The organism is Novosphingobium mississippiense, from assembly GCF_044029535.1.
Lineage (GTDB): Bacteria > Pseudomonadota > Alphaproteobacteria > Sphingomonadales > Sphingomonadaceae > Novosphingobium.
On sequence record NZ_CP147001.1, the window covers coordinates 3,084,560 to 3,103,383 of the forward strand.

Below are 18,824 nucleotides of genomic sequence, written 5' to 3' on the forward strand. Positions count from 1 at the left end.
GCATGGCCGATCTGAACGCGCAGCAACTGCTGCAAGAGGCAAAGACACGCACCGGCCTGTCCGACTGGGCCGATGACGGTTTCCCCGAACGCTTCGCCCTCGCCGTGGACCACATCAACGGCATCGCCATGGACGAGGCGGGCCGTGCGGCGGCGGCGGAAAACGTGCTCTGGCTGCTGACCGACCGCCTGCGCTTCTTCGAGGATCGCAAGCGCTTTCCGCTGGCCGAGGAAGCGATCGATCGCCCCATGTTCGTCAGCGGCGAACCCCGCTCCGGCACGACGCTGATGCATGCCCTGCTTGCAGTCGATCCCGCCGCACGCGCGCTGCGGTTCTGGGAGGTCATGCATCCCTCGCCACCGCCGGGGACGGTCGCGGGCACCGATCCCCGCATCTCGCGCGCTGACGCCGAATGGCGCGAGATCAATGCCAAGATGCCGCGCTGGCTGCACTGCCACCCCTACAACGACATGCTGGGTGACGGCCTGCCGGAGGACGAGCGCACGTGGGCTTTCGATTTCCGCGTGATGACGCCCACCGCATGGTGGCGCGTGCCGATGCAGAACCTTTCCTTCGGCCTGCCCACCGATCCGCCCACGCAGTACCGCATCCACAAGGCCATGCTGCAAGCGCTGCAATACAAGCGACCAACGCGTCACTGGGTGCTGAAGGGCTTCCACACCACGCGGCTGGACGCCTTCTTCGATGCCTATCCCGATGCCTCGCTCGTCTGGCTGCACCGCGATCCGGTGATGGTGGCCGCCAGTTCGACGATGATGATGGCAGACATCATGGACGGCGTGGTCGGCAGGATCGATCTGGTGAAGGAAGCCCGCGCCCATCTGGAGCGTGTGCGCTGGTCGATCGGCAATACGATGGCCCATCCACTGGCGAGCGATCCGCGCATCCATCACGTCCGCTACCGCGATTTCGTGGCCGATCCCATCGGCGTGATCCACGATTACTACGCCTTCGCCGGTCGCCCGTTCACGCCCGAAGCGGAAAGCGCGATGCGGCACTACCTCGCCGCGAACAAGGGCGACCGCCACGGCAAGTTCCACTACTCGACGCAAGTCCTGGTCGATGCCGGCTACGACATCGACGCGCTGAACGCGGAGTTCGCCCCGTTCCGCGAACGCTTCGGCGTCGAGATCGAGCAGCGCTGATGCACCGCCGCGTCAGCCTGCACCAAGTGGCGATGGTGGACCGCGAGACCGGTCCATTTCTGGACTTTTGCGGCGAGATCGGCGTGCAACATGCCACCCTCGTTTCGCCGCGATTGCTCCAGACCAGAGAGCTTCATGCTGCGCGCGAGGCGGTGCAGCACGGCCGCATGGCGATCGGCTGCATCAACCATCCCTTCGCGCTCCATCCCGATCTCGCCCGCGATAGCGGCACCGCCGCGCGCGACCTGATGCAGGTGATCGACATCGCCGCAGACCTCGGCGCGCCATCGATCTATCTCATCACCGGCGGACGCGGCGCGCTGTCGTGGGAGCAGGCAGCCGAACGCTTCTCCGAACTGCTCGCCCCCTGCCGCGAACACGCCGCGCGGCAAGGCATTGCGCTGCTGGTCGAGAACGCCTCGCCGCTGACGGTGGACATCCACATCGCCCACACCCTGCCCGATACCCTGCGCCTTGCCCGGCTTGCGCAGATCGGCCTTTGCGTGGACCTCCACGCCTGCTGGGTCGAGGCGGGCCTTCGCGAAAAGCTGGCCGAGGCCTTGTCGCTCACCGGCCTCGTGCAAGTGAGCGACCACGTGCCCGGCGATCGCACCACGCCCTGCCGCGCCGTGCCGGGGGATGGCGCCGTCCCCTTGGAAACGATCCTGCGCGACGTGCTGGACCTTGGCTACACTGGCCTGTTCGATCTCGAACTGGTCGGCCAGCGTATCGAGGCGGAAGGCGCCGCCCAAGCCTGCACCCGTGCCGCGCGCACCCTTTCCGACCTCCTCACCCGATTGGGAGCCTGACACGATGGCCTATGGCGACGGATCCGATGACGCAGCGCTCAAGACCGCGTGGGATACGTTCTGCGAACAATTGAAGCACGCCGGCATGTCCTCCTTCAAGGACGCGAACCCAGCCACCCCGCTCCAACGCGCCGACGCCTTCCGCTTTCTCACGCAGAACCTCGGTCAGGCTTTCGACCTCGCATTGGAAACGCGCGATCCGGCGTTCCCACAGATCCACTGGTTCACTACGCCGACGATGAAGCTGGGCGGCGATCTGGCGGATTTCACCTATCGGCAGGCATGGATTTCCGGCGACCACGTCTACCGCCTCAGCGGCAGACGTGGCACTGCCCGCTGGCTCAACGTGACGGTGCAGGGCCCTCGCCCGGAGACGATCCCCGGCACCGACTGGCCCAGCCTGCACGAACCCTTCGGCGATATCCCGGAAGCGAACCTGTTCGGCCACCAGATCGAAGCCGATGCCGATGGATACTTCGAAGTGACGATCGGCGGCCCGCCGCAGGACAGGAACTGGCTCCCCACCACGCCGGGCACGCGCAAGCTGTTCGTCCGCGAAGCCTTCGATGCCTGGGGGGAGACGCCGACCACCCTCTCCATAGAGCGGATCGGCATGACCACGCCGCGCCCCCTCCCCTCGCCCGCCACGATGACCGAGGCGATGGACTGGGCCGGCCATTTCGTCACCGGCCTGATGCGCGATTGGCCGGAACACGCCTGGCTCACCTCACGCGGAGTCTGCGATCCCGCCAGCCTCAACATGTTCCCGGCGGACAAGGCCGCCAACGACGCCAGCGATGCCAAGCGCGGGCGCATGGCCGCCCACATGGTCTGGCACCTCGAACCCGACGAGGCGCTGATCGTCGAGATGGACTGGCATGAAGGGTTCTGGCTGTTCGGCATGGGCGGCGCACTGATGGGGTCGATGGACTCCCTCCACCGCCCCGTCAGCTACACCCCCGCGCGCACCAAAATCGACGACGACGGAGTGGTGCGCCTGATTCTTGCGCATCAAGACCCGGCCCTTCACAACTGGCTGGACACACAGGGCTTTTCGGACGGAAACCTCACCTACCGCAACCTGATGAGCCAGCAACCGGCGACATTCCGCACACACCTGGTGAAGGCGGCGGAACTGCAAGACCACCTGCCGAAATCCACCGCGAAGGCTGCCCCAGAGGCCCGCGCGGCGATGTTGCTGGAGCGATATCGCGCGATCAAACTGCGGTACGGTCTGTGACGGACAAGAAATCCGAAAAAGTTCATCGCCTGTGGTTGCAAAGCCCCTTGCGCGATCCTGCGCCGCTCGGTAAAGGCGCCCCCTGCCCATGGCCGGCTTGCCGGTTCTCATCAGGCATGCCGCTTTAGCTCAGTTGGTAGAGCACATCATTCGTAATGATGGGGTCACGTGTTCGAGTCACGTAAGCGGCACCAGAATTCCCCTTTGTCAAGCGTTTTTTCGCTCCGAAAACCCCCGGAAATCAGGTATAATACGACATCGGCTTTCCGGTGGCGTCCCCCTCTGTCCACCTCCATCCAGGTGAATTGGGGGCCCCGAATCGGGGGCCTTTTCGATCCTCTCGATTCGGGGCCCCCAGATGCTGACCACAACCCAGATCAACGCCCTCAAACCCCGCGAAAAAGCTTACAAAGTCGCGGACAGCAAAGGGCTTTACGTCCTCGTTAATCCCAACGGATCGCTGCTCTGGCGGGTCAAATTCCGGTTCCACGGGATCGAAAAGAAGATGGCGCTTGGACGCTATCCGGATGTCGGCCTCAAGGAGGCCCGGGAAAAGCGAGATGAAGCCCGCGAGCAACTCGAAAGTGGCGTCGACCCTGTCGCGGCCCGGACGCAGGCTAGGGTGGAAGCGGAGATCGCCGCTCGCACCACATTCCGTCTGGTAGCCGACGAACTGATCGAAAAGATGGAGTTGGAGGGTAAGGCTGCTGCGACGGTCAAGAAGGCCCGCTGGTTCGTGGATGTCCTGGGCCCGGCCATTGGCAACCGCCCAATCGCCGACATAACTGCACATGAGCTACTCAAGGCTCTCAAGAAGCTCGAACGAAAGGGGCATCATGAATCGGCTATCCGCGCCCGATCGTTCGCCGGACGCATTTTTCGATATGCAGTCGCGACCCTACGAGCTCAGCACAATCCCGCCGACATCCTGCGCGGAGCTCTGATTAACCCCAAGGTAAAGCATCACGCCGCGATTCTGGAGCCGGCTCAGTTTGGCGAGCTCTTGCGCGCAATTGATGGGTATGGCGTGTTGATTGCCACTGAGATGTGACCCGGTGGGCGTATAAATTACCATTGAGAATTGACCCATGTTTCCCTCGCCTCCGGCTGCCAGTCGGAGGGTCGTGGAGTGATCGACATGGACTTACTCAGTGTGATCCGCCGGTGGCATTTCCGGCAGAAGATCTCCATTCGGGAGATCAAGAGGCGGACCGGCCTGTCCCGCAATACCATCCGCAAATATCTGCGTTCTGACGCGATTGAGCCGAGCTTCAAGGCTCCGATCCGGCCGAGCAAGCTCGACCCTTACGCCGAGAAGCTGACGGCCTGGTTGCGAGTGGAATCCAAGAAGTCCCGTAAACAAAGGCGGACTGCCAAGCAGTTGCATGCTGATCTGGTCGAGCTGGGATACGATGGCTCTTATAACCGGGTTGCCGCTTTTGCCCGACGATGGCGGACCGAGCTGCAATATGAGCAGCAGACCAGCGGGCGTGGAACATTCGTGCCCCTGGTTTTCCAGCCTGGCGAGGCGTTCCAGTTCGACTGGAGCGAGGACTATGCCGTGCTGGATGGCAAGCCCACGAAGCTGCAGGTCGCTCATACCAAACTGGCGCATAGCCGCGCCTTCATCGTCCGCGCCTATCTGCTCCAGACCCATGAGATGCTGTTCGACGCGCTGACGCAGGCGTTCCGAGTGCTGGGCGGCGTGCCCCAGCGTGGGATCTTCGATAATATGAGGACCGCTGTCGACAAGATCGGGACCGGGAAGGCGCGGCAGATCAACGCAAGATTTGCCGCCATGGCCAGCCACTATCTGTTCGAGACGGATTTCTGCAATCCGGCTTCAGGCTGGGAGAAGGGGCAAGTCGAGAAGAACGTCCAGGACGCTCGGCGCCGGTTGTGGCAACCGATGCCAAGTTTTCCGGGCTTGGCTGAGTTGAACGCCTGGCTGGAAGAGCAATGCATCACCCAATGGAGCGATATCCAGCATAGTGTCATGCCCGGCACCGTGGCCGATGTGCATGCCGAGGAAGTTTCCTGCCTGATGCCGCTGGGCCGGCCCTTCGATGGCTTTGTCGAGCAGATCAAGCGCGTGTCGCCGACCTGCCTCATCGCCTTTGACCGCAACCGCTATTCGGTACCCGCTTCCTTCGCGAACCGCCCGGTCAGCCTGCGGATCTACCCAGATCGTCTGGTCATAGCGGCCGAAGGCCAGATCGTGTGCGAACATGCCCGGCTCATCGAGCGCTCTCATCACAAGCCGGGACGCACAATCTATGACTGGCGGCATTATCTAGCGGTGATCCAGCGCAAGCCCGGCGCCTTGCGTAATGGCGCCCCCTTCCTCGAGATGCCCGAAGCCTTCCGGCAGTTACAAGGCCATCTGCTCAAGCGCTCTGGTGGCGACAGGGAGATGGTCGAGATACTTTCTCTCGTTCTGCATCACGACGAACAGGCTGTGTTGAGCGCGGTCGAGTTGGCTCTGGAGGCCGGTGTCGCCACCAAGACCCACGTTCTAAACGTGTTGCATCGTCTCATCGACGGCAAGGCGCCTCCAGCGTCGCCAATCGATGCGCCTCAGGCCCTGCGCCTAACGCAGGAGCCCGAGGCCAATGTCGTTCGCTATGACAGGCTGAGGGATATCCGCCATGCGTCATGACCCCGCCAGTGCCGCGGTCGTCGTCATGCTGCGCAGCCTCAAGATGTTCGGCATGGCTCAGGCCGCCGACGAACTGATCGAGCAGGGCGCGCCTGCCTTCGATGCTGCCGTGCCGATGCTCGCTGGACTCCTGAAGGCAGAGATGGCCGAACGCGAGGTCAGGTCCATCGCCTATCAGATCAAGGCGGCCCGCTTCCCGGCCTACAAGGATCTGGCTGGCTTCGACTTTGCCGCCAGCGAGATCAACGAAGCCCTCGTGCGCCAGCTTCACCAAGGCGACTTCATGGAAAACGCCGACAATGTCGTGCTGATTGGCGGGCCCGGAACCGGCAAGAGCCATATCGCAACTGCACTGGGCGTCCAGGCCGTCGAGCATCACCGCAAGAAGGTCCGCTTCTTCTCCACGGTCGATCTGGTCAATGCGCTTGAGCAGGAAAAGACCATGAACCGATCCGGCCAGCTGGCAGAACGCCTGCTACGTCTCGACCTGCTAATCCTCGACGAGCTGGGTTATCTGCCCTTCAGCCCATCGGGCGGAGCCATGCTCTTCCACCTGCTCAGCAAGCTGTACGAGCGCACCAGCGTCATCATCACCACGAACCTCAGCTTCAGCGAATGGGCTGGCGTGTTCGGCGATGCCAAGATGACCACCGCGCTGCTCGATCGGCTTACCCACCACTGCCACATCCTGGAAACTGGGAACGACAGCTTCCGCTTCCGCGCCAGCACCGCTGCCCCCAAAGCCAGAAAGGAGAAGCCAGCATCTTGAACCTGCCCCTCAACGGCAGCACATAACCCACACCCACCCGGGTCAATTCTTAATGGAAACCCCGGGTCACATCTCAGTGGCAATCAACACACGCGCATTAGAGCGTTCATTCGACGCCCAAATGACTGCGACTCGCACTGACGTCATGCGCTAACGAGGCAACGTAGCGTGTCCCGAACGATCGCCGACAGCGCGTCGATTTGCTTTTGGCTCACGGGAATGGCCTCGTGCAGCAAGGCGTTTCGGGCTACGTAAAGCTGGTCTAGCTCGCGTCTGACCGACTTCTCATCGATCCGCCCCGCGTTCCGCAATGTGTCGCCGACCATCTTGACGACCTGGCTGCGCTTGGCGCCACCACCCACCGGTATCAGCACCTCCAGCGCCGAAAGCAGGACGACAAACCGCGCAGTCTCGCCGCCTGCGAATGAGGATTCGGCATACAATCGAACTGCGGTGGCCAATTCTGGCCATTCGCGCAGGCGCTTGGCCGACCCATTCTTCTGTTCGGCGACTATTTCATTTGCGAGCACTACAAGATGATTGATGAGGGTAGCTGTAGCCCGCGCCCAATATGGCCGAGCTTTCAGGTCTGTTCGGAATATCGTTGGACTATTGCCATCATATGCAGCCACATCCGTGAGAATCGCCGGTTGATCTGAAATCCTGAAGCCGTGCTCGAGCGACAAACTCGCGCAGCGCAGAAAAGCCCCGAACTCGTCAGCAAACGCGGCAGCGGCCTCCTGGTCATCGAACCCTTCGATTATGAGGACGACAGGATAACCAGCATTATGGGGATGGTGGGTTAGGCGGAGGTTCCCCATCAGGGGTGGCACTATTGCGCGCGCGTCGCTGTGGAAGCTACGCCCTTCCGGAAGTGACAGCGGATAGGTGAGCGTGAACATCGTTCACCCGTTACAGTCTTGAATGGAACCGGCCAACTCTTTCTAGGATGGCGTTCGGCCTGAGATGGGGGTTAGTTCGCCACGGCCATTATGTCGGCGGCTCCAGACATCAATGCGCTGGATCAGGTATGTCCGCTATCCGATCGGGACCGCTCCGAAGCGGACCGAGCGCAATGTCCCACTCAAGGACGCTCGATCAACCGCCGGAGTGTTCGCATTGGCACCAAGGTGATCGCGCCGACCTTGATGGTCTCGATGTAACCGTCGGCTATCATCTGATAGAGCTTAGAGCGTCCGATCCCGGTCAATCGGCAAGCTTCGGGAATTCGAACGGCCAAAGGCTCGGTCGGCGACTGCTGCACGTACTTGCTGCTCATTGCCCTCGCCCGCTCTTCGTCCATCATTTCTCTCCTTTGCCTGGAATCCGACGTTCGCCTGCCTTTTCGCTGCCACTTCTTGCGGCCTGCTCCGCGACCAGCCGGACGAAGGCGTCATAGCGAGCCTGGCCAAGCTTGCGGGTCGCCACATCGAAGGCCGGATGATGCGCCGTCAGTGTCAGTTGATGACGCACGAAAAGCCCGACCACTTCGGTGAGGTAATCGAGCCTCCGCTCCATCCGTTCAACCGCCCTCGCCTGCCGCTCCAGCTTCTTCCCGAACTGCTGCTCTGCCTCGAGATCTTCGCGGCGCTCGAACCAAGCGCCGAGCGCATCAGTCATGATCGCGGTCTTGGAATTGTTCGGCTCGGCCGCCAATGCATCGAGGCGCGCCGAGAGGTGATCAGGCAGATAAAGCTGATGGCGGGACTTGCGCGTCTGCATGCCCGCCACGATGCCAGCCGCCAAATTCTCGGGATAGACACTCGCAGATGCACCGAAGCACCTTTGCGCTGCATCTCGTGACCATCATGAGATTTCGGGCCCACCGCGATCGAGCCCGCGCCGCCAGCTGATTCCCGCTTCCCTCATGATCCCCGACACCTGCTGGTTCAGGTGCCTCTCCAACTCGCGGCGCCAAGGCACCAGCGTAAATTCCCGCGACTTCTCGATCAGGGCAAACTTCTCGCCGCCGACCTCCACGGCCCGGCGATAAGTGCCTTCGATATGGGCATGCCGGTTTTCCGCGAAGGGAATGCCCAGTTCCTCCGAGAGCTGACCAGCCACGCGGCGAAGCTCACGTTGCTGAAGGTTGGCAAGGAGATTCGCCTTGAAGCGAACCGTGTTGCCGTCCTGCTCGGCGAGATCCTGCTCGATCAGCCATTGTCGGCGCTGTTGGAGCGCACCGCGCACCTCGCCCCCCATTCGGCCTTGAAGCTGCTCGGGATCTTTCGCAACGCATTGCCGGTCGAGCCAAGTCGGCCCATCATGCTGAACCAACTGCTCCAGAGGCCGTTCGGCAAGAACTTCCACTGTGACCGGACGGTTTTGCGCCAAGCGCTGTTCGTACTGCTCGACCCGCTCGAGATGATCTGCCGGGATTGTCCAGGTGCCGTCGAGATGGCGCTCCACCCCGCCCTGTGCTCGCCGAATGGCTTCAAGACGCCGCACATGGGCCTGGGCATAATCGTGGGTGGCCGTACGGTCATGAGCAAGATGCTTCGCGACGCTGTAGGCCCCGCCATTGGCAGCGGCGATTTCGGCGACTTTGCGATCTGCAATACGAGTGCCGAAGCGCGTCTGCTCGATCCTGACCAACCGCCCCTGCATGGCGCCGTCCGCCAGTTCGTGTCCAAGGTCGACGTAATGGGTGCGGCCGTCGGTGGCCTCGACGATCATGTAATGGCGATCCCGATGCTCGTCGGAGAGCCCACGAGCCTCGATGCGCCCGACGATGGCGCGGTCCGTGCCGGGCTCGAAGATGGCGTAGTCGTGGGGCGCCAGTTCCGGACGTGCTTTCAGGCGTTCATGCATGGTGGCAATGATGTCTCCGCGCTTTCCCATCGTCCGCAGGGTACTCTCGATATCGGGATCGAGGCGGTAGCGCCCCTTCTCCTCTTCGATAGCGAGCCCCATGCGAGCGAGGGTGCCCAGCCGCGCCGCGCGCAGGCCCTGCTCGACAGGATCACGATGCCAGGCGGGTGCCAGTCCTTGCTCATCGAGCGAGGTGAGCAAAGTTCGATCGAGGCGGGTGAAGCGTTCGGCGGTAATCTCGGAGCGCCGCGCTTCCTGGATTTCGAGCTCGGTGCGCGGGCCGAGATCAAGGCTGACGATCTCCGAAGCACGGGCGGCAATACCGCTGCTGATATAGTCGCGGGCGATGACCAGGTCCTTGCCGCGCTCGTCGACGCCGCGCACGACGATGTGGGTGTGGGGATGGCCGGTGTTGTAGTGATCGACTGCCACCCATTCGAGGCGGGTATCGAGATCTTTTTCGACCCGCTGCATCAGCCGGCGCGTAAGGTGTTTCAGGTCCTCGTAATGCTGGCCGTCCTCGGGCGAGACGATGAAGCGGAACTGATGGCGATCGCCAGCACCGCGCTCGAGAAAGGCCTTGCCATCCGCAGCATCGATTTCCGGACCGTAGAGCGTGCCGCGCTCGCCCTCGCGGGTGGTGCCATCACGCCGAAGATAACGCAGGTGCGCGGCGGCAGCCTTGGCACCCTTTCCGGCCAGCTTCACATAGCGGGTCTTGACGATGACCCGGCGCGAGCGCGGTCCGCCAAAACGATCGCCGCTTCCCAGCATCTTTCCGGTGGATCCGCCACGGCCAGTCCGACTGCCGGTGAAACGCCGCTTCCCGCCACCCGAAGGTCGCCGCGCGCCTCCGGCCTGATTGACTGCGCGCCGCAAGTCATGACGGAGGGGCCGTTCCTTGCCGACGTGACCGAGCCAAACCTGGAAGTCGTCATCCATCGCGCGTACCTCACCGGCAAAGACCTCGATGAGGGATTGCGCGCGCGTGGCTTCAAGGGCCTCCATCACCGTTCAAGCACAAACCCTTGGAATTCCGCCATTTCCGAGGCCAAACCTCCATCGGTGGAGGCAAGGTTCAGTTACTCCACACCCGGAATCTCGCAAAAAACGATGTGCAGACAATGAGTTGGATCGCGTGCGAGACAACGGCTTTTAACTTGCCTACGCCCCTCCCCCTTCCCGATCCGCAGCTCCCCCCTATTTCCGACGAGCATCGGGCCGACCTACCCCCGGCATGCGAGGGATGATTTCCGCCGCCCTGCCCAACGCTTCTCTGCAGTGGGTTCGCTGGCGGTTGCAGGTGGATCCGACTGGGTGGAACGGGTGGTGGCGCGCCCCGATTTGGTCTCGCCAACGGGTGCCGCCGCCAACCTCAAACCCTGCGCAACAAGCTCGGCGATACGCTCGCGTTCCAGTGGTCAACCGATCGGATCACGCCAGTTTTCCGTCCCGAAAGTTCGACAGAAAAGGGCGCCACCGATCACGGCGGCGCCCTGAAATTGGCGCTCGATTTGAAGGAACCAGCGCGCCTAGGTGCGACTGCCGTTCTTCTTCAGATGGGTCTCGCAGACCTCTTTCGTCAGCGCATGGAGCATTTCCACGCGTTGGACGATCCACTCAAGTTCGACATCCCGGATCGTGTAGTAAGGCGAGTATCTTGCCTTGACGTAAGCCTGCTGGAGCAGTTCGAAGCAACGCCGGGCGAACTTCGTGTCTCGCGGCCATACCGGGATCAGATCGCGGGCGATGTCCTCGCTCTTGTTCCGCAGAAACTCGATGTTGTGCGATTTCGGGCTGTAGAGCGTCAGCGTCAGCAACACCGTATGATAGGCATGCTCGGTGGCCTGATGGAGCATGAATGCAGCATGGTTTTTCAGATCGTCCGCAACCATGTGATGTGCCGCGCGAAGAAACCCGCTAGCGCTCTCAAACCACTGCTTGAAGTTCTGCTCGGCCTCCAGGAAGGCCACCGCCGTATCCAGCGGCTTGGGCATCTCGAAGTGCTGTTCTTCGAGCGAGTAGAGGACCACGCCTTCGCGCACGACATCCATGAAAAAGGGACGGCTGCGCGAGAGCTGACTGTTCACATCAGCCATGCTGTGGACCACCATGCCCACCGGCGCCGAGATGCGCTTGGCGATGCTCCATTCGCGCATCAGATGGTCCTGCGCACGGTGCCAATACTCTGGATCGGCAAGCCGCTCGTCGTTGACGATCACGAGGATATCGTAATCGGAATAGTAGCCGCCTTCGTGATCCTCGATCCAGTTTCCCCGGGCGTAAGAGCCATAGAGAATGACCTGAGCGATCCGCCCTTCCCGCTTCCACTTCTGCGTGGAAAGGGCGCGCGCATCCTCGAATTCCGAAAAGATGATCTGCACCACGCGTTCGAGATCGTGGCGCTTGCGGTCGGGGAGATGGTCGAGATCGGTCTTCATGGGCTTGGCTCGACTGTGGGCATAAGGGGCGGCAGGTGCAAGGAAAAGACGGCGGGGCTAAACCCCGCCGCTCTCCTCAAGCATTCGGGTGATAGTGCCGATAGCCCTGCTCATCCGCTTCTCGATATCCTTCACCGAGCGGCCGGTGCGCCGGGCGATTTCCATGTAGCTCATGTTGTCGATACGCACGGCAAGGAACACTTCACGATCCACGGCAGACAATGCCGCCATGGCCGCTTCCAGCCGCTCCACCAGTCCGGGTGGCGGCTCCCCCAACGCTTCCAGATCGATGGTGTGCGGCAAGATCGGCTGCGCAGGAGGTGTGCGACGAGCGCCTTGGCTCCTGCGCCACCGCAGCGAAAAGCGAAGGCCCTTCATGCCGCGTCTTCCCCGAATGCGAGGAGGAAATCGGCCGCCTTGCTGGCTGCACTCGCCGCCCGGAAGATGGCCTTCTCATCGGCACGCAAAGCCTCGAGCCAGGAGCCGATATAGTCGCTGTGCCGCACCGTCGGATGGATACCGAGCGAGGCGCAGGTAAATGCCGCCGTCATCTCCGCAACCAGCTCTTCCTTGGCGTACGAGGCCGATCCAAACCGCCCGGTATGATCGCGGTTCAAACGGCTGGTGTGCCCGCTCCAATGCCCCAGTTCATGCAGTGCGGTGCGGAACCAGTTCACCGGTTCATGGAAAGCAGCCTGCGGGGGAACCTGCACATAGTCGTGCTTGGGCGAGTAATAGGCCTCGTCCCCGCCGATCCGAAAGTCCGCGCCTGTAGCTGCAATCAGCCGGTCGACCTCGGCAATCGCCATGATTGGATCCGGAACCGTATCGACCTCTTCAAACCGCTCGGGCAGCCCCTCGATCTGATCCAGATTGAAGACGACAAAGCGCTTGAGAAAGGCAATCGTGCGCGCCTCGCGATCCTCGCCCGCTGCCTTCTCGGCCTCATCCTTGGGCGTGAAGCGGTCGGCGTAACAGATGACGGTCCCCTTCTCACCGCGCCGGACATGCCCGCCAACCTGCTGTGCCTGCCGATAAGTCAGCCAGCGCTGCGAAGCGAACTCCCGTTCGACTGCCTCGCACCACAGGATCAGGACATTGATCCCCGAATAGACCCGCCCGGACACGGCATTGCGCGGCATCATGCAGGGACACCGCGTGCTGTCCCACGGGCGCACCCAGGGAAGCCGCCCCTCTTCAAGCTCGGCGATGATGCGGGAAGTGACCTCTTCATACAGGCCAAGACGCTGAATCTGGCTCATTACCCTACTCCTTTCCTCAACCGCCATGGACCGGCGCCGGGGTGGCGGGGGGCGGCAGGAGCGGACCAGGAGCCTCGCCAAAATGGCGGGGTGCACCCGAAGGGCCGGAACGAAGAGGAGGACCTGGGCCCCGCCCAGGTTGCACCGCGCCATGGCGGGGCTATCGGTCCGTGACGCCCCCCGTCACCCTGGAGCCGAGGCATACGCCGCCGGGCCGCAGGCACGGCGACAACATCCGGCCCACCGGGCCGCCCCTGTCAGGGATCGTCACCCGAAGGGACGAGACGCCGTGAGACGGCTCGGTTGAGCGCAGCGAGATAGAGCCCGGCCGCGCAGCGCGCGGGACAGCCGGACTTCAATCTGCATTATCGAGAGGATAGATGTTCAGGCCCCTGCCCACGAAGGACGACCATGTCGCGCTACTATCCTGCATGGAACGGCATCCAGGTTCTGCCCGAAGACCTCATCAAGTTTGCCTGGTCCGAACCCATGCGCGACCTTGCCACCAAGATCGGCATGTCCGACGTGGGTCTCGGAAAACTCGTCATCTCGATGGACATCGTCGCCCGGCCCAGGGGCAACGGTTGTCAACACCACGCCGGTCCTTCGAATGCCCTGAAGCATGCAAAAACAAGGTATGAAATTCTGCTTCAGGACTCGAACTTCTGCCAATTTGTACAGAAATTTTTTTTGGGGCCCATCTGGGGGCTTACTAGGCTAGCCTGAAATATAAATCATTTTTATACAACAGGTTAGACATGAATTTCGAGTCACGTAAGCGCACCACTTTCCAACACAGTCAGACGCCGAAACCGCCGCCTAGCGTTCGCGCATGGCTTCTCGGGCCTTGTTGATGGGCTTCATCAGGTATTCCAGCACGGTCTTGCGGCCGGTGCGGACTTCCACCGTGGCGACCATGCCCGGCATGATCGCATGGCTGCGGCCGTCGCGCGTGGTCAGGCTGGACTTCGCGGTGCGCACGTAGACGCGGTAGTAGACCTGATCGCGGTGCACCTCATCCTGCAAAGTGTCGGGCGAGATGCGATCGACGGTGCCTTCCAGCGTGCCATAGATCGAAGAATCGTAGGCGGTGATCTTCACGGTCGCGGTCTGGCCCGGGCGGATGAAGGCAATGTCGCGCGGGGACATGCGCGCCTCGATCAGTAGCTGCTTTTCCAGCGGCACGATCTCCATCAGCGATCCGCCGGGCTGCACGACGCCGCCGATCGTGGTGATCTCCAGGTTCTTGACGATACCGCGCACAGGCGAGGTGAGCACCGTGCGGTCCAACTGGTCGCGGCGGCCGCCGATCACCTGCACTACCTGATCCAGTTCGGCGCGGGTCTTGGCGTAGTCTGCGCTGGCATCGATCACGAACTGGTTGCGCAAGGAATCGAGCTTGGCCTGGATTTCGTTCTCCTGCCGGCGAAGCTGGATGATCTCCACCTGGTTGGCGGCGCCGAGGTCGACCAGCGGCTCGGTCATCGCCAGTTGGCGGCGGGTGAGCGCCAGAGACTGGCTGAGGCTGGCCGTCGCCACTTCCAGATTGCGCCGGCGGGAGCGCATCAGTTCCATCTCACGCCCGACGAGACCGGGCACTTCCTTCACGTCCTGCGGGAACTGCGGCTGGCCGCCGCTGATTTCCGCCTCCAGCCGGGCCGAGGCCGCTTCCAGCGAGCGTGCCTTGGCCTCCGCCTCGCCCAGCATCGAGCTGAAGCGCGCACGATCCAGCCGGGCCAGCTTTTCGCCGGGGCGCACGATGTCGCCTTCGTGGACGTAGATGCCGTCGACGATGCCGCCCTCAAGGCTCTGGATCGTTTGCGATCGCGATGGCGGCGTCACCTTGCCGGGGCCGGTCGCCACCTCGTCCAGCACGCCGAAATAGGCCCAGACGAAGAAGGCCAGAACGCCGGCCGAGAGGATGGGAATGATCCGCAGGCGTTCCAGCGCGTGAAGCCAGCGCGCCTCACCCTCTCCGCCAAGGCCATCGAATGCACTGGCGGATGCACTGGCAGAAATCGCAGTCATGCGCGCTTCTCCTGTCCGGCCGCGCCCCCCGCCAGCACGGGCAGCACGGCGCTTTTCGGCCCATCCAGCGTCACCCGGCCATTGTCCATCAGCACCACGCGATCGACGAGATCGAGCAGTCCGGGCCGGTTGGTGGTGACGATCAGCGTGCGGCCGCGCAGCCATTGGCCGAGGTTGGCGACAAGGTTGCGCTCGCTGATCTCATCCAGCGCGGCAGAGGGTTCGTCCAGCAGCAGGATATTGCTCTTGCGCAGCAGCGCCCGGGTCAGCAGCAGGGTCTGGCGTTGGCCGCCCGATAGCCCCGCCCCGCCTTCCTGAAGCAGCAGGTCCAGCCCCTGCGACTGGTTCTGGACCAGACCGATGCCGCCGGTGACCGCCAGCGTGCGCAGGATTTCCTCGTCACTCACACCCGGCGCGCCGACGGCAAGGTTTTCGCGGATGGTGCCCAGGAAAAGCTGGGCGCTCTGGCCAAGGTAGGAGGTATCGCGGCGGATGTCGGCCGGGCTGATCTGCGCCATGGCAGTGCCATCCAGCAGCGCCTCCCCACTGGTCGGCAGGGCAAGGCCCGACAGCAGCCGCAACAGCGTGGACTTGCCCGCGCCGATCCGGCCCAGCAGCGCCACCCGCTCCCCCGCGGAGATGGTCAGTCGATCGATCTTCAGCGCGACGGGCGCCTCCGGATCGTAAGCATATGTCACGTCGCTCAGTTCGTAGTGCCCGCGCAGGGAGGGGCGACGCAGCAACCCGCGTTCGGGATCGTGATCGACCGGCTTGGTGAACAGTTCCTCCAGCCCGGCCAGCGCGATCCTGGCGTTCTGCCAGCGGGTGAAAACCTGCCCGAACGGCACGAACAGCACCAGCGCGCGGCTGGTGAGGATGGAGCAGGCGATCAGCGCGCCCATCGTCATCTCGCCGTCCATCACCCGGAACGACCCGGCGACGATTACCACCGTGTAGGCCAGTTGCTGCAGTGTCTGCGTCCAGTTGACGAAGAGCGCGGAGAGGAAGCGTTGTTCCGCGCCCACGCGGGTGCCGGTCAACGTCAGCCGTTCCCACAGCGACTGGAAGCGCGCCTCGGCCTGAGCGGCCTTGATCTCGTCTATCCGCTCTATCGATTCGACCAGGATGGCGTTGCGCAGGGCGGCCTCTCGCATGCCCTCAGTGGCCAGCCGCGAAAGCGGGCGTTGCAGCAGCAGCCCGGGCAGCACGATCAGCAGCGCCGCCCCCACCAGCACGAAAGTCAGCTGGCCCGCGAGCAGCGAGAACAGCAGCAGGAACATTGCGATGAACGGCAGGTCGATCAGCGCCGAGATCGTGGTGGAGGTGAGCATTTCGCGCAGCTGTTCGATATCGCGAAGCTGCGCGATCAGCGCGCCGGTGGAGCGCGGGCGTGCATCGCCGCGCAAATCCAGCGCGCGGGCGAAGACGCGGGACGATATGGCTAGATCCGCCCGTCGGCCGATACGGTCCACCAGTTGCACGCGCGCGCTGCGCAGCAGCAGTTCCAGCACCAGCGCCATGGCCGTGCCCAGTGCCAGAACCCAGAGCGTGGGGATCGATTGCGCCGGGATCACCCGATCCCACACCTGCATCGCGAACAGCGAAGTGGCGAAAGTCAGCAGGTTGCCGGTGAAGGAGGCCAGCGCCACTTCGCCATAACCGCGCCGGTCGCCGGTCACGATATCGCGCAGCCACGTCTTTGCGGGCTTGCGCAGGAATTCGTCCAGCCGGGCATCGCGCGATCGGGTGGACAGCGGCTCCACGAAGCCCACCCGGCCGGTTGCCTGCGCGCGCAGGGTTTCCAGCGACAGTTCCACCGGGGTATTGCCGCCCATGCCGGGCAACGTGGCCTGGACATGACCGGCGTGGCGGGCATGGACGATGGCCGCGCCATTATCGTTCAGCTCGAAGATCGCCGGCAGCAGCATCGGTGGCACGTCGTCGATGCCCGTCCGCAGGATTTCGAAGTGCAGGCCGGATAGCCGCGCGGCGTGGGCCAGCGTCGCCTCGCTGCCCTGCCCGTCGCTCCAGTAGAGGCGGCTGACCAGTTCCGGCTCGGCCACCGGCACGCCCTTCATCCGCCCGAGGGCCGCGATGGCGGCGATCCAGGCCTTGTTCGCGATTGCGGGGGCGTCAGTCATTGAACTTGTCCGCCATCGGGGTTGTCTTCCTCGCTAAGGTGGGCCGGCAGGCCGAGCGACGGCCGCAGGCTGCCGCAGAGGTTCTCGAACCGGACGTGGGCTTCCATGATGTCATGCTCCGCCACGATGCGGGCACTGGCCGCGCGGTAGATTTCCAGCTGAGTGTTCAGCAGTTCGGTCAGCGTGCGCTTGCCCAGCTTGTATTCCTCCAGGAAAATCCGGCTGGCGGTCACCGCCTGTTCTTCCTGCAGCGCATAGGCCGCGATCCGGGCATGGCCCGCGCGGATTTCCTGCTGGGCCGAAAGCGCGCGACCGCGCGCCTCGATCACCGTGCTGTCATGGGCGGCCTCCGCCGCGCGGCGGTCTTCTTCGGCCGCCTCGATCTGGTAGTGGTCGCTGCGGCGATAGAGATTGCCGGTTACCGTCATCGCCGCGCTCAACGCATTGTCCCGCGAGTTGTAGGTATAGTTGTTGCGGGTATAGCCCAGTTGCAGGCCAAGCCGGGGATAGCGTTCGGCCTTCGCCTCGCCGATCTTGGCGGCGGCGGCATCGGACGCCTGCTTCGCGGCGGCGACGGCGGGCAACTTGTCATAATCCGGCTCCTGGTCCGCCGGTTCGAAGCGGGAAATCAGGGCCGAGGCATCGGTCAACCGCCGCGGCATTCCGCCGATCAGGTTGGCCAGTGCAGCGCGGGCCATCGCGGCCGAGGTTTGCGCCTGAATGGAATCACCCCGCGCGCTTTCCACCCGCACATCGGCCAGCATCAGGTCCGACTTGTCCGAAATCCCGGCGTTCACCCGCATGCCGATCAGTTCGCGAAGATGGGCCAGATCACCCAGTTGCGTTTCCGCAGCCTGCGCCAGCAGTTCGAAGCGGCGCACTTCCAGAAAGGCCAGCGCGCTCTGTTCGGCCAGTTGATCGGCGGTGGCCTCCCGCTCGTACCAGCGCTGGCCGGTGGTGGAGCGGGCGGCGCCGATCTGCCCCTTGGAACGGCCGAAATCCCAAACCTGCTGCTCAAGGTAGACGCTGGGGCCGGCCATGTTCTCGTTGAGGCCGGAACTGTTGGTGCCCGCCAGCATGTGCGGGCCCAGGTTCGCCTGATAGGAAACCTGCGGCGTCCAGACCGATCGCGCCGCGCCCAGATCGGCCCGTCCGCGCGCCAGCGCGGCATTGGCCCGGGCGACGTCCGGATGACGCGCCAGCGTCAGCGCAACCGCCGTTGCCATGTCGAGCTGGGCCGGTATCGCCTCTGGCCCCTGCTCGGCGGCGAGGTCATCCGCCGGGGTATCTGCCGGGGTATCTGCCGGATCGGATGCCGGAGAAGCACCCTCATCCGCGTTTCGTGCTGACAAGGGCGGCAGTTCCTTGTCCTCGCCCGGGGCTTCGCCCCCCGCCCGTCCCGCCGCGATCACCAATCCCATCAGGGCACCCGTCATGGCAATCGTGCGGAACGTCAGCGTCATGCGTCCTCTTCATCTTCGACAAAACGACCTCTTTC

At 63.4% G+C, this 18,824-nt stretch carries 17 protein-coding genes and 1 tRNA gene; 8 read left to right on the forward strand and 10 right to left on the reverse strand.

Annotated elements, in window-relative coordinates:
- Positions 1 to 2 precede the first annotated feature (2 nt).
- The 7 genes from WBP06_RS14600 (at position 3) to istB (ending at position 6,643) form a co-directional block, all read left to right on the forward strand.
- Positions 3 to 1,166, forward strand: a complete 1,164-nt coding sequence (locus WBP06_RS14600; RefSeq protein ID WP_395329200.1) for a sulfotransferase family protein — start codon at positions 3 to 5, stop codon at positions 1,164 to 1,166.
- Entirely contained in the window at positions 1,166 to 1,975 is an 810-nt protein-coding gene (locus WBP06_RS14605) for a sugar phosphate isomerase/epimerase family protein (protein ID WP_395329203.1), read from the forward strand. The genes WBP06_RS14600 and WBP06_RS14605 overlap by 1 nt, the downstream gene beginning before the upstream one ends.
- A gap of 4 nt (positions 1,976 to 1,979) precedes the next feature.
- A complete protein-coding gene (locus WBP06_RS14610) occupies positions 1,980 to 3,215 on the forward strand; it encodes a hypothetical protein (RefSeq protein WP_395329205.1) in 1,236 nt (411 codons plus the stop codon).
- Between the two features lie 118 nt (positions 3,216 to 3,333).
- Positions 3,334 to 3,409: transfer RNA gene (locus tag WBP06_RS14615), tRNA-Thr, on the forward strand.
- Positions 3,410 to 3,573: 164 nt separating this feature from the next.
- Complete coding sequence (locus WBP06_RS14620) at positions 3,574 to 4,266, forward strand: tyrosine-type recombinase/integrase (RefSeq protein ID WP_395329207.1); 693 nt, start codon at positions 3,574 to 3,576, stop codon at positions 4,264 to 4,266.
- Between the two features lie 87 nt (positions 4,267 to 4,353).
- The gene (gene istA, locus WBP06_RS14625; RefSeq protein WP_395334184.1) at positions 4,354 to 5,874 is read left to right on the forward strand and encodes an IS21 family transposase; all 1,521 of its coding nucleotides are present in this window, start codon (positions 4,354 to 4,356) and stop codon (positions 5,872 to 5,874) included.
- Entirely contained in the window at positions 5,864 to 6,643 is a 780-nt protein-coding gene (istB, locus tag WBP06_RS14630; RefSeq protein WP_395329209.1) for an IS21-like element helper ATPase IstB, read from the forward strand. The genes istA and istB overlap by 11 nt, the downstream gene beginning before the upstream one ends.
- Before the next feature lie 143 nt (positions 6,644 to 6,786).
- On the opposite strand, the gene WBP06_RS14635 is transcribed toward istB, so the two are convergent.
- From WBP06_RS14635 to WBP06_RS14665, 7 genes are all read right to left on the reverse strand, one after another.
- Entirely contained in the window at positions 6,787 to 7,545 is a 759-nt protein-coding gene (locus WBP06_RS14635) for a hypothetical protein (RefSeq protein WP_395329211.1), read from the reverse strand.
- 182 nt (positions 7,546 to 7,727) lie between these two features.
- Entirely contained in the window at positions 7,728 to 7,949 is a 222-nt protein-coding gene (locus tag WBP06_RS14640) for a helix-turn-helix domain-containing protein (RefSeq protein WP_395329214.1), read from the reverse strand.
- Positions 7,946 to 8,365 (reverse strand): CopG family transcriptional regulator, encoded by a 420-nt coding sequence (locus WBP06_RS14645; protein WP_395329217.1) that lies wholly within the window; start codon positions 8,363 to 8,365, stop codon positions 7,946 to 7,948. Before WBP06_RS14645 ends, WBP06_RS14640 begins: the two co-directional genes overlap by 4 nt.
- A gap of 84 nt (positions 8,366 to 8,449) precedes the next feature.
- A complete protein-coding gene (gene rlxS, locus WBP06_RS14650; RefSeq protein ID WP_395329220.1) occupies positions 8,450 to 10,462 on the reverse strand; it encodes a relaxase/mobilization nuclease RlxS in 2,013 nt (670 codons plus the stop codon).
- A gap of 524 nt (positions 10,463 to 10,986) precedes the next feature.
- A complete protein-coding gene (locus WBP06_RS14655) occupies positions 10,987 to 11,895 on the reverse strand; it encodes a HEPN domain-containing protein (protein WP_395329223.1) in 909 nt (302 codons plus the stop codon).
- A gap of 57 nt (positions 11,896 to 11,952) precedes the next feature.
- Positions 11,953 to 12,198 carry an RNA polymerase sigma factor gene (locus WBP06_RS14660; RefSeq protein WP_395329226.1) on the reverse strand — a complete coding sequence of 82 codons (246 nt, stop codon included), beginning with the start codon at positions 12,196 to 12,198 and terminating at the stop codon, positions 11,953 to 11,955.
- Positions 12,199 to 12,269: 71 nt separating this feature from the next.
- Complete coding sequence (locus tag WBP06_RS14665; RefSeq protein ID WP_395329229.1) at positions 12,270 to 13,184, reverse strand: ArdC family protein; 915 nt, start codon at positions 13,182 to 13,184, stop codon at positions 12,270 to 12,272.
- A 384-nt stretch (positions 13,185 to 13,568) separates the two neighbouring features.
- On the opposite strand from WBP06_RS14665, the gene WBP06_RS14670 reads away from it, so the two are divergent.
- On the forward strand, positions 13,569 to 13,883 hold the full coding sequence (locus tag WBP06_RS14670) for a hypothetical protein (RefSeq protein WP_395329232.1): 315 nt from the start codon (positions 13,569 to 13,571) through the stop codon (positions 13,881 to 13,883).
- A 93-nt stretch (positions 13,884 to 13,976) separates the two neighbouring features.
- On the opposite strand, the gene WBP06_RS14675 is transcribed toward WBP06_RS14670, so the two are convergent.
- The 3 genes from WBP06_RS14675 to WBP06_RS14685 are packed head-to-tail and all read right to left on the reverse strand — an operon-like array spanning position 13,977 to position 18,789.
- Positions 13,977 to 15,185, reverse strand: coding sequence for an HlyD family type I secretion periplasmic adaptor subunit (locus WBP06_RS14675; RefSeq protein ID WP_395329234.1), 1,209 nt, complete (start codon positions 15,183 to 15,185; stop codon positions 13,977 to 13,979).
- On the reverse strand, positions 15,182 to 17,326 hold the full coding sequence (locus WBP06_RS14680; RefSeq protein WP_395329236.1) for a type I secretion system permease/ATPase: 2,145 nt from the start codon (positions 17,324 to 17,326) through the stop codon (positions 15,182 to 15,184). The genes WBP06_RS14675 and WBP06_RS14680 overlap by 4 nt, the downstream gene beginning before the upstream one ends.
- The gene (locus WBP06_RS14685) at positions 17,323 to 18,789 is read right to left on the reverse strand and encodes a TolC family protein (protein WP_395329239.1); all 1,467 of its coding nucleotides are present in this window, start codon (positions 18,787 to 18,789) and stop codon (positions 17,323 to 17,325) included. Before WBP06_RS14685 ends, WBP06_RS14680 begins: the two co-directional genes overlap by 4 nt.
- Positions 18,790 to 18,824 lie beyond the last annotated feature (35 nt).